The sequence below is a fragment of the Vibrio sp. MEBiC08052 genome, from assembly GCF_001506075.1.
Classification (GTDB): Bacteria; Pseudomonadota; Gammaproteobacteria; order Enterobacterales; family Vibrionaceae; genus Vibrio.
Genome location: NZ_KQ947475.1, coordinates 3014852 through 3026597, shown reverse-complemented (window position 1 = coordinate 3026597; position 11746 = coordinate 3014852). Strand labels below are relative to the sequence as shown.

General features: G+C 47.4%; 10 protein-coding genes and 1 CRISPR repeat array. Of the genes, 6 read left to right on the top strand and 4 right to left on the bottom strand.

Annotation, left to right across the window (positions count from 1 at the left end):
- Positions 1–47: 47 nt before the first annotated feature.
- Genes cas7e through cas2e form a run of 5 tightly spaced genes read left to right on the top strand, consistent with a single transcriptional unit; the run spans position 48 to position 3795 of the window.
- Positions 48–1082, top strand: a complete 1035-nt coding sequence (gene cas7e, locus VRK_RS13205) for a type I-E CRISPR-associated protein Cas7/Cse4/CasC (RefSeq protein WP_059121799.1) — start codon at positions 48–50, stop codon at positions 1080–1082.
- A gap of 9 nt (positions 1083–1091) precedes the next feature.
- Entirely contained in the window at positions 1092–1880 is a 789-nt protein-coding gene (gene cas5e / locus VRK_RS13200; protein WP_059121798.1) for a type I-E CRISPR-associated protein Cas5/CasD, read from the top strand.
- 3 nt (positions 1881–1883) lie between these two features.
- Positions 1884–2576 carry a type I-E CRISPR-associated protein Cas6/Cse3/CasE gene (gene cas6e / locus VRK_RS13195; protein ID WP_231735776.1) on the top strand — a complete coding sequence of 231 codons (693 nt, stop codon included), beginning with the start codon at positions 1884–1886 and terminating at the stop codon, positions 2574–2576.
- A complete protein-coding gene (gene cas1e / locus VRK_RS13190; protein WP_059121797.1) occupies positions 2576–3496 on the top strand; it encodes a type I-E CRISPR-associated endonuclease Cas1e in 921 nt (306 codons plus the stop codon). Before cas6e ends, cas1e begins: the two co-directional genes overlap by 1 nt.
- Positions 3497–3504: 8 nt before the next feature.
- Positions 3505–3795 carry a type I-E CRISPR-associated endoribonuclease Cas2e gene (gene cas2e / locus VRK_RS13185; protein WP_443083477.1) on the top strand — a complete coding sequence of 97 codons (291 nt, stop codon included), beginning with the start codon at positions 3505–3507 and terminating at the stop codon, positions 3793–3795.
- Positions 3796–3953: 158 nt separating this feature from the next.
- A CRISPR array of direct repeats spans positions 3954–5568; the repeat unit is 29 nt; unit sequence GTGTTCCCCGTATGCACGGGGATGAACCG.
- 47 nt (positions 5569–5615) lie between these two features.
- Here cas2e and VRK_RS13180 read toward each other — a convergent pair.
- Positions 5616–7154 (bottom strand): bifunctional GNAT family N-acetyltransferase/carbon-nitrogen hydrolase family protein, encoded by a 1539-nt coding sequence (locus VRK_RS13180; protein WP_059121795.1) that lies wholly within the window; start codon positions 7152–7154, stop codon positions 5616–5618.
- Positions 7155–7505: 351 nt separating this feature from the next.
- Between VRK_RS13180 and VRK_RS13175 the strand changes: the two genes are divergently transcribed.
- Complete coding sequence (locus VRK_RS13175; protein ID WP_231735775.1) at positions 7506–7853, top strand: hypothetical protein; 348 nt, start codon at positions 7506–7508, stop codon at positions 7851–7853.
- Positions 7854–7997: 144 nt separating this feature from the next.
- On the opposite strand, the gene dbpA is transcribed toward VRK_RS13175, so the two are convergent.
- The 3 genes from dbpA to VRK_RS13160 all read right to left on the bottom strand — a co-directional run bounded on the left by dbpA (position 7998) and on the right by VRK_RS13160 (position 11483).
- Positions 7998–9383, bottom strand: a complete 1386-nt coding sequence (dbpA, locus tag VRK_RS13170) for an ATP-dependent RNA helicase DbpA (protein ID WP_059121794.1) — start codon at positions 9381–9383, stop codon at positions 7998–8000.
- Positions 9384–9473: 90 nt separating this feature from the next.
- Positions 9474–10664, bottom strand: coding sequence for a DEAD/DEAH box helicase (locus tag VRK_RS13165; RefSeq protein ID WP_059121793.1), 1191 nt, complete (start codon positions 10662–10664; stop codon positions 9474–9476).
- Positions 10665–10811: 147 nt separating this feature from the next.
- Positions 10812–11483: a hypothetical protein gene (locus VRK_RS13160; RefSeq protein ID WP_059121792.1), complete on the bottom strand. Its 672-nt coding sequence runs from the start codon at positions 11481–11483 to the stop codon at positions 10812–10814.
- Between the last annotated feature and the right edge of the window lie 263 nt (positions 11484–11746).

Here is an 11746-nt window from a genome sequence, read left to right as displayed (position 1 = left end):
CACGACACCGTGCTGCGAACCTATTGATGAATGAAGGATACCTAACAATGAGTCAGTTTATTCAGCTTCACCTACTTACATCTTATGCCCCCTCAAACCTGAACCGTGACGATTTAGGCCGACCTAAAACAGCTGTCATGGGTGGGACAGAGCGCCTTCGGGTGAGCTCTCAAAGTTTAAAACGCCATTGGCGAACCTCTGATCTGTTTGAAGCAGCGATGGCCGGGCATTTAGGCATTCGGACCAAACGATTTGGTCTGAGCTTATTTGAGGCACTCACACAGGCTGGCGTCAAAGAAAAATCGGCACAAAAATGGGCGGCAGAAATGGCCGGTCAATACGGCAAATTAAAAAAAGACTCACTTGAAATTGAACAGTTGGCCCATATCAGTCCGGCAGAACAAGATGCTGCACTTTCGTTGGTTGCGGTACTGGCGGCAGAAGATCGTGGCCCCAGCGCTGAAGAACTTAAGGCGCTCAAGAACAAACAGACGAGCGTGGATATTGCACTATTTGGCCGGATGTTAGCGTCTTCTCCTGAATTTAACGTCGAAGCCGCCTGTCAGGTCGCCCACGCGATTAGTGTCCATTCGGTGACAGTCGAAGATGACTATTTTACAGCCGTTGACGATCTCAACGATGGCAAAACCGATGCTGGTTCAGCACATATCGGAGAGGCCGGTTTTGCGGCTGCGCTGTTCTATAGCTACATCTGTATTAACAAAACACAACTGATCGACAGTTTACAGGGCGATGAAGCGCTGGCGAATCAGGCGATTCAGGCGCTGACTGAAGCGGTTGTCAAGGTATCACCCAGCGGGAAGCAGAACAGTTTCGGCTCACGCGCTTATGCGAGTTTTGTGCTGGCAGAGAAAGGTGCTCAGCAACCGCGTTCGCTTTCTGTCGCTTTCCTCAAGCCGGTTGTGGATATCGATATGGGGGAAGCTGCCGTCAAAGCGCTGGAAAAACAAGCGGAGAATTTCGACGCCATTTACGGTGACTGTGCCGACAGTCGTTATCGGATCAATGCATTTACCGGGGAAGGTTCTCTGACACAATTGCAGCAATTTGTCGCTGAATAAGGAGGGAGAATGAGATCTTATCTCGTATTTCGTCTTTATGGCCCAATGGCGAGCTGGGGATTACCAGCCGTCGGCGGGGATCGACAAACAGCCGTTGCCCCGTCCCGTTCCGCGATTTTAGGTTTGTTGGGGGCTGCATTAGGAATTCGGCGGGATAATGAAACGCAACTGCAAGCGTTACAGCAGAGTGTTGAAATCGCTGTGAAGCAACTTGTTCCCGGTACGCTGATTCGTGATTATCACACCACTCAAGTGCCGTCGGCGGATCGGAAGTTTACGCACCGGACACGCAAGAGCGAACTGGCTGAATCACACCTCAATACGATACTTTCCAGCCGGGATTATCGATGTGACGGGATGTGGACGATTGCGGTGACTTTGACGCCTGAGCCGGGTTATACATTAGCAGAGCTTCATTCCGCCCTGAAAACACCCGTGTTTCCGCTCTATTTAGGCCGTAAATCTTGCCCGCCTGCTGCGCCGTTATCACCACAAATTGTGGCTGACAGTTCTCTTCGATCTGCTTTAGACACTGAATTTCACATGTTTACCCGGAGTCAAAAGGCTGATGACTTTTTGCTACGCCACAATGGGTGGGTGACCTACTTTTGGGAGAACGATCCTCAAGCGATTGAACCCGAAGATTCAGAGTCGGTTGTCACGACTTTCCCTTGGGATGAACCGGAAAATAGGAACCGTTGGCAGTTTCAGTCACGCACGATGTATCAACTCTCTGTCGCGCAATCTAGTGCGAAGAAAGACAGCGGATCATCAGATCCGGCAAATGAGAGGGTATAAAACATGCAATTGTATTTATCAAAAGTCACGCTGAGCCCCTCGGCTAATTTAGCCAAGGTTCTGCTTGAGCTTGACCAAAATGACGCATACGCCTCTCATCAACTGTTGTGGCGTGAACTTTTTCATCGCGATGAGAAACGTCAGTTTATCTATCGCCAAGAGGTCGATGCGCATCAATTACCGCTCTTTTATACGCTTTCGAAAACCCAGCCCGATCCATATAGCCGTCACTGTCGGGCCGAGAGCAAAGTCTTTGCACCACAGCTTCATGCCGGGCAGAAACTGGCTTACCAATTACGGGTCAACCCGACGGTTTGTATCACCAAAGATGGCCGCCAGCAGCGTCATGATGTGGTGATGCATACCAAACATCAGCTTCGGGATGAACAATTACAGCCGCATGTGTTGCAACAACATATGGATGACGCCGTGCATCAGTGGCTCGGTCATGAGTCTCGCTTAAGCCGATGGGGAATCAAACTGGATACTCAGCCTGATATCCAGAGTTATACCCAGCATGGCAGCTATAAGAAAAATCGTCGGGAACAGCATAAACATCATGTTCGGTTTTCGAGCGTTGATGTGCAGGGGATTTTGACTGTCACCGATCCTGAGCGCTTCTTAAGTCAATATGCAGAGGGTTTTGGCAGAGCCAAAGCGATGGGATGTGGCCTGATGTTGATCAGGAGGATCTAATGTCATTCATTCCCCTAAAACCGATCCCGATGAAAGAACGGAATTCAATGATTTTTGTCGCGATGGGGCGAATCGATGTGCGTGACGGGGCGTTTGTCGTCATTGATGAAGTCAATGGCGAACGGATGCACATTCCGGTCGGGTCGCTGGCTTGCATTCTGCTCGAACCCGGTACGCGGATTAGTCATGCCGCGGTGAAGCTGGCCTCAACCACAGGCACATTACTGATTTGGGTCGGTGAAGCGGGTGTTCGTCTTTATTCTGTGGGGCAGCCGGGTGGGGCGCGATCGGATCGTCTGCTTTATCAGGCCAAGTTAGCGCTGGATGAAACGCTCCGTTTAAAAGTTGTGCGCAAGATGTTCGAGCTTCGCTTTAAAGAGCCTGCGCCAGAGCGCCGGAGTGTCGATCAGTTGCGGGGGATTGAAGGGGCGCGGGTACGTAAAACCTACGAAATACTTGCCAAACAGTACGGGGTTGACTGGCAGGGGCGGCGGTACGACCCCAAAGACTGGCAAAAAGGGGATATCACCAATCAATGTATTAGTGCGGCAACGGCTTGTTTGTATGGGGTGACTGAAGCTGCAATTTTGGCGGCCGGGTATGCCCCGGCGATTGGTTTCTTACATACCGGTAAACCGTTATCGTTTGTGTATGATATCGCTGACATTATCAAATTTGATACCGTGGTTCCTGTCGCGTTCAGGGTTGCGTCGTATCGGCCGCTTGAACCCGACAGAAAAGTACGTCAGGAGTGTCGGGAAGCCTTTCGAAAAAATCAGACCCTTAAAAAATTGATTCCTCTGATTGAAGAGGTATTAGCTGCCGGAGAAATCGAGCCACCGCTGCCGCCGGAAGATGCACAACCCCCCGCGATTCCTGAGCCTGAATCTTACGGTGATGTCGGACACAGGAGCAAATAATTGTGAGTATGTTGGTCGTTGTCACAGAGGCCGTACCACCCCGTTTACGTGGCCGGTTAGCCGTCTGGTTATTAGAAGTACGCGCTGGGGTGTATGTCGGAGAGGTCTCGCGACGAGTTCGAGAGATGATTTGGGAGCAAGTGACGCAACTGGCGGAAACCGGCAATGTGGTCATGGCGTGGGCCACCAATACTGAATCTGGTTTTGATTTTCAGACGTATGGCGAAAACCGCCGGGAGCCGATTGATTTTGAGGGGTTGAGGCTGGTGAAATTTAAGCCTATCGAGAGTGATATGTAAGTCGCTATAAAGACAAGGACAGGCACTTTGGCAGCTCACCGGACACCAGATTGTTTGATGATTTTCGGTCAGATCGCTAAGCGTCAAAAATAGGTAAAAATGTTGGTAGATTGTTAACATGTAAATTTATTTATATAAATCAGATGTCTACAATTAGAGTGTTCCCCGTATGCACGGGGATGAACCGGGTTCAGAGGGTTTTAGCTAACGCTTCGCGAGGTGTTCCCCGTATGCACGGGGATGAACCGGTACGCAAACCTTTTTTATCTGTAGCAAAAACGTGTTCCCCGTATGCACGGGGATGAACCGGGATTCGCCCCTTTTTAAACGGGTCTGTCTCGGTGTTCCCCGTATGCACGGGGATGAACCGCGGGAGGCACGCATTCGGTTTGGAATTTATGGGTGTTCCCCGTATGCACGGGGATGAACCGGGAACGATAGCCGGGGAGGTGATGAGGATGGTGTGTTCCCCGTATGCACGGGGATGAACCGATAGTTAAGGCAGTTTTCGCCGTTATTATTCGGTGTTCCCCGTATGCACGGGGATGAACCGAGTGGCGTTTTCTGGTAGGCCATAAAGAACGCGTGTTCCCCGTATGCACGGGGATGAACCATTCAAGCGGTTACACAATGGGATGAAGAATTCGTGTTCCCCGTATGCACGGGGATGAACCGTGATGGTTGTTGGCCTTGGTAAACATATTCCAGTGTTCCCCGTATGCACGGGGATGAACCGTGTCGGATTCGGTTTCTGGTACCGCATTAAAGGTGTTCCCCGTATGCACGGGGATGAACCGGTCGGAGCATAGAACGGTCGGGGGTATATTCTGTGTTCCCCGTATGCACGGGGATGAACCGTGCTTTGTTACCTTCTTTTTCCGCCTTGTCGCGTGTTCCCCGTATGCACGGGGATGAACCATGATCGGAATTACCGTACCAGCGTTTTTGTATGTGTTCCCCGTATGCACGGGGATGAACCGGACATTCATTGGATGGACGCCAGCTTTAGAGCGTGTTCCCCGTATGCACGGGGATGAACCGCAACGCTCGCTCAGATGACTTGGTTCGCAATCGTGTTCCCCGTATGCACGGGGATGAACCGAGAAACTTGCTCTTGCACTTAGTGACGCGGCAGTGTTCCCCGTATGCACGGGGATGAACCGAAAATAAAGACTCTGAACGTTTCTCAATACCAGTGTTCCCCGTATGCACGGGGATGAACCGCAACCCAACAATACATATAATTACGAATAAGCGTGTTCCCCGTATGCACGGGGATGAACCGGCCGAAATCAGGCGCAATGATTTATATAGATCGTGTTCCCCGTATGCACGGGGATGAACCGGCATTCGGATTGCATCGCCTTCTATGTCGTATGTGTTCCCCGTATGCACGGGGATGAACCGCGCGATTAGAGATTCTATCGAGATTGGTAGAAGTGTTCCCCGTATGCACGGGGATGAACCGGTGACAAGCCTAAGCCTAAACACCCCCCGAGAGTGTTCCCCGTATGCACGGGGATGAACCGTCTCCGCAACGGTTCGCGCGGGGCTTAACTAGGTGTTCCCCGTATGCACGGGGATGAACCGCGCTACAGACAACGCGCCCGCGGCGTCGTTGGGTGTTCCCCGTATGCACGGGGATGAACCGCAATCGGAGATATTCAAAAATTATATTCGTAAGTGTTCCCCGTATGCACGGGGATGAACCGCTCCTTACCCGGTTCGTAATTTTTGGAGTTGGGTGTTCCCCGTATGCACGGGGATAATTAGTCTTTAAGCCGATAAGAAAAAAGGAGGGTTATCCTCCTTTCCTTTGACTATTTGCTTGATTTCGGTTGTGTAAAACCACCGTAAACATCGAGACGGCGGTGACGTAAGTTAGTCACAGAGCCTTCGGTATTTAACTGCTTCAATTTATCTAAATCAACATCGGCAAAAATGATCATCTCTGTGTTCGGGCTCGCTTCCGCAATCGTGGCATCGTGCGGGAAGAAAATATCGGATGGTGAAAATACCGCAGATTGTGCGTATTGAATATCCACATTATCCACACGTGGCAAGTTACCGACGCTGCCACCAATCGCGACATAACATTCATTTTCAATTGCTCTGGCTTGTGAACAGAGACGGACGCGTTGATAGCCATTTTTTGTGTCAGTCCAGAACGGAACAAACATGATTTGCACATCCTTTTCTGCCATCATTCGTCCAAGTTCCGGGAACTCGCTATCGTAACAAATCAAGATACCAACACGTCCCGCATCGGTTTCGAATACCCCGATTTCGTTACCACCGTCAATGACCCAGTCGCGTTGTTCATGTGGTGTGATGTGAATCTTCAATTGTTCATCAATCATACCATCACGATGAAGCAGATAAGAGACATTATACAGCTTACCATCCCGATCTTCGGGCATACTACCAGCGATAATATTGATGTTGTATGTGATGGCAAGCTCAGAAAAGCGCTGTTTAATCGCTCCACTAAAGGATGCAAGGTAGCGAATCGCTTCGACGGATGTTTGGTCTTGCTGAAGACCCATGAGCGGTGCATTGAAAAACTCAGGGAAGAGCGCAAAGTCGGCCTTATAGTTTGATAGAGAGCGAATAAAAAACTCAGACTGTTCAAGTAAGTCTTCCAGACTTGTAACCTGACGCATTTGCCACTGTACGATGCCAATACGGACGAGGGTTTTATCAAGCTCATGGATTGATGATTGATCTGCTTCATAGAAAAAGTTATCCCACTCAAGGAGTGTCGCGTATCCCTGAGACTTATCATCTTCCGGCAGATAGTGGCGCATAATCCGCTTGACATCAAAGTCATTGGCGAGCTGGAAGGAGAGGATCGGATCGTGAATGGTTTTACGTTTAACCTGCTCAATATATTCTGCGACTTTTAGTTCATCGGAGAGTTTGTGATATCCCGTAATCCTGCCACCTGCCAGAATTGCTTTAAGGTTTTCACTTTGACAAAGCTCTTTGCGCGCATGATATAAACGGCGACCTAAACGCATACCACGATAGTCAGGATGAACGAAAACATCGAGACCATACATCGCATCGCCATGTGGGTTATGTTGAATGATGTCGTTTTCGTCAACAATGTCTGTGTAAACATGGGGCAGTGAGTAACGGTTGTAATCAACTTTGATCGTTAGCGCTGCGGCAACAATTTTTCCGTTGTCTTCAATACAAATCTGCCCATCTGGAAACTGACGAATCAGATCCATGATAGTCATTTTTGGCCATGCCCCACCTACATCAGGAAAGACGAGATCCATGAGCTCAGCGAGCTCATCGTAATCACTCTTTTCAATCACACGCAGTGTTAGTCGTGGGTTGGACGTTTTCATAAATACCTCTGAATTTTTTTATTTGATTATCTGCTGGGCTTGCCTAACGTAATTTTACGGTGGGAAGTTTTGTAGTATACCATAAATAACTTAGTAAATTGGTCGGGCATTGGTTAGGCTTTTGTTCAATTACTTTACTCATAAAGCGTTTGCTATGTCCAACAAAGTTATCGTTATAAGGACAGACACTTTATCGAAGTGATAAGAATACGTTTAATTGCTCAATATAAATATCAGAATTATTGAAACATTTGACTAGACTGATACAATTTCAGACTTCACGATAACTCCAGAAAATTTATTTAATCGTTCAGGAGTGATCATTATTTTTGACACTGTGTAGGAATATCAATGAAAAACTTTTTTCGAAGTTTAATTGTGATGGGAATTGCTCTGAGTGGTTCACTTCAGGCAGCGGAATATCCGGCAGCATTTAAAATTAGTTCTATTTTTATGTCAGGTCCGACAAATTTTCACTTTCGGGTTATATCAAATAACCCCGGTGCGTGGCATTGCCACAATGGTCCCAAAAATCCGTCTTGGTCATATATCAATGAAAATGATCCCGGTAGTAAAGGTATGATGTCCGCATTAATGGCAGCATATGTGGCGAAGAAAACCGTCAAAGTTGTTACTGTAGGGGTCGATACACCGGCTGGACATATGTGCCACATCATTGAATTTCAAATTTCCGAATGATCTGAGTTGCAAACCTTTTTGTACAAATGTTAATTAGATCATGAGTTACTTAATATCCCGGTATCAATCCAATACCGGGATATCTGCATTAACATTATTTCAGAAGAATAATAAATTGATTAATATGAATCTATCAGATAAATATTACTTGATGATTCGTGCTCTGAAAGACCGTCCTTTAATTTTGCCACTTTCTAGCTTTTTCACTGCTTTTTTACCGACATTTTTGTGTATTGCCACATAAGCTCGCATATCGAATAGATTAATTTTTCCGACTTGTTTTCCTTCGATGCCTTGCTGACCGGTGAGGGCTCCGAGAATATCGCCGGCACGGACTTTTTGTTTCTTGCCTCCGGAGATTTCAATGGTGACCATCTGGGGCTGAAATGGTGAGCGGTTGAGTACGTCGTCAGCCGGTAGCGCAACCGGATCAATCGGTGTGTTCATGTATTCGTCGATTTGAGCAACCCGAATACCTTCATTGGCGCTGAATAAACTACATGCCATGCCTTTGCTGCCCGCTCTGCCAGTCCGGCCGATGCGGTGAACATGGACTTCTGGATCGCGTGACAGGCGGTAGTTAATCACCATATCGAGTTGTTCAACATCCAGACCTCGGGCCGCGACATCGGTTGCGATGAGAATCGACACACTTTTATTGGCAAATTGGACTAACGATTGATTTCGTTCCCGCTGTTCCAGATCGCCATGTAAATCAATAACACTGAAGCCATCATGGTAGAGGGCATCGGCTACCTCTTGAACCTCACGTTTGGTATTACAGAAAATAACTGTTGATTCCGGTTGATGAGCAAGGAGCAGTTTTTTCAGTGCCAGTAAGCGAGATTCATCACCACCGACTTGATAAAATGCCTGGTGAATGGAGGTATTATCATGGGTAGATTCGACTTTGATCCACTCCGGGGCCTGCATAATCCGCTGTGCAATCGACTGAATCTGTGCCGGAAACGTTGCACTGAACAGCAGTGTTTGTCGTTGAGACGGAACGTGGTCAATAATGGCATCCAGCGCGTCTTGAAAGCCCATCTCCAGCATGCGGTCCGCTTCATCCAAGACCAACGTATTTAATTCTGATAAGTCGATTCGACCTTTCTGCAAATGATCAAGAATGCGCCCCGGTGTACCAACCAAAATATGCGCGCCGTGAACGAGAGAACCGATTTGTGGTCCCATCGGCATACCACCGCAGAGAGTTAACACTTTAATGTTGTGCACGGTTTTTGCCAGTGAACGGATCTCATTAGCAACTTGATCTGCCAGCTCGCGGGTTGGACACAGGACCAGTGATTGTACCCGAAAGCGTTTCACATTCAGATTATGTAACAAACCGAGGCCAAATGCTGCGGTTTTACCCGAGCCGGTTTTCCCCTGTCCGATAATATCTTTTCCCTGAAGCAGAAAAGGCAGACTTTGCGCTTGAATCGGAGTCATGTGTGTATAGCCAAGAGCATCAAGGCTCTGCAACAGTTCCGGAGATAAAGGCAGAGAAGAAAAAGGTAACTGGCTCACAAGGGCATTCCTCATATAAGTTGAAACTGGGTAACTGATGGTTAATGGTACGGTCTGTTGATACTTCAAACCGCATATCAATTGAACTGTTTAAGGATGCGTGCGTTTATGTTTGGGCACATAGTTCAGAATAGAGATCGGAACCGGTTTTTTCGGTTCGAATCCGGCAACGTCTCTACGCTCGATTAAGTGACCGAGACGGCTTTCAATCATGCACAAATTTTTAAAATTGTCTTTAGAAACGAAAGAAATCGCTTCGCCGGATGCATTGGCTCTTCCGGTCCGGCCGATGCGGTGAACATATTCATCCGCAGGGAAAGGCAGATCGTAATTGATGACACGTGGTAGTGAATCAATATCGATGCCTCGGGCAGCCACGCCCGTTGCCACCATATATTTGATTTGGCCGTTTTTAAAATCTTCCAGCAATTTGGCCCGGATGGCCTGACTACGACCGCTATGAAAGGCTTCGGCCTGAATGCCTCGTTTCTCCAGCTGAGCCACCAGTTTGGCGGCACCATGTTTGGTTTCAATAAAGATGAGTGTTTGATCCCATTGATTCTCTTGAATCAGATGAGCGAGCAGGGCTGATTTTCTGTCTTTATCAACGGTGATCAGCCACTGTTCGATATTGGGTTTGGAAGCCTGATTTGCGGCAATGGTAATTTCGTGCGGATTATGGACCGCTGTCTTTGCGAGATCACGAACCTTGTGTGATAACGTCGCTGAAAATAATAGGTGTTGGATATCTTCTGGCAGTCGATCAAGAATTTTATTCAGATCATCGATAAATCCCATATCCAGCATTCGGTCTGCTTCATCAAGGACTAAAACTTCGACTTCTTCGAAGTAAACCGCCCGTTGATGGTACAGATCAAGTAGTCTTCCCGGGGTTGCCACCAGCACATCAACGCCTTCAATCAGGTGTTGTTTCTGTGGTTTTTCATCAACGCCGCCATAAATTGCGAGAGATGTCAGGGGGAGATATCGGCCATATTGGGTGATTTTCTCCGCGACCTGCATTGCCAGCTCACGAGTGGGGACTAAGATTAAAGCCCGAATACGTTTTTTACGCTGAGTTTGTCCTTGAGCGAGTTTGTTCAATATCGGGAGGACAAATCCAGCTGTTTTACCGGTGCCGGTTTGTGCCGCAGCAATGAGATCATGTTCCTGTAGAATCACAGGTATGGCCTGACTCTGAATCGTCGTCGGTTGATGATAACCAAGCTCACTAACCGCTTGAAGCAGGGGTGTGCTGAGTCCGAGTTTCGCGAATGACATAGTGACCTCCGGTGATTTTGATGCGGCTGAATGAACAAAACGCGCGATTCTAGCACGAACTCGGTTTTGATGAGAGCTTTATCTATTCGGAGAGAAAGAAAGTTGCCGCTTTATGAATCAGTGCAAGCGGCATCCTTTTGTGACGTTTTAGATAGCAGAGGCACCGTATTCTAAAGAACATGTAAATTCTCGATGCTTTGCATACTTTGCGTTTTTTATATCGTCTTCGGGGAGACGTGTGTTTCTTAAATCGAAATTCAGTTCGCTTGTCACAATCGCAGTGCTATTCCCTCGATACGATTGAGAAACTAAATAGTATTTTACGAAATTAAGCTCGTAGGATGTGACTTTCTGTTTCAATATTGTATAGGTGAAGGATTGATTGTTTGCACAATGAATACTGGTTTCATTGAGTTGCTCAACTTTGCTTCCCCAACGCTCTTCTGTCGCGCTTATGATGCGATTTAAGTTGTGCTCTTTGACTTGCAAAAACTGCTTGTCAGTGAGCGCTTGGTCATGTTTATAGCTTACCACTTCAGCAGAGTAAAAATGGCTATCGTAAGGCGTTTTAAATCCAACGAAAGTATCTTTTCGATCAGGGGTATTTTCAGAATGTTCTTTCACTTGCGTGTAGGTCCATTCTCCATGATCTTCTGTGACGGGGGCTGTGATGGTTAAGTCGCCTTGCGGTGAGGTATAGGTTAAGCCCTCCAGTTTTCCATGCACGATTTTGGGTGCAGGTAACAAGCCACCAATTGTTCCGCCGGAACATGCAGTAATCAGTGCGGACAATAAAATAATGCTTAATTTTTTATACATAACTTCCCTTACAGCTTAACATGTTAAAGGTGCCGACTGCAGTACAAAAACGTTAAGCGTTGTTCACCCCAACGCCAATTAAATGTGTTGTACGTGCTACATCTTCTAAAATGCTTTGTATAGTATTTCGTTCAATATGCCAACAAATTGTATTGACTTTTCTTGGTATGCGAGTGTCACCTGAGCTGTTTTGATTTCGGCTTCCTCTTTCGTGCGTATATTCGTGCTCAGCGACCAGTGAGTCAACGATTGCCGATGGTTCG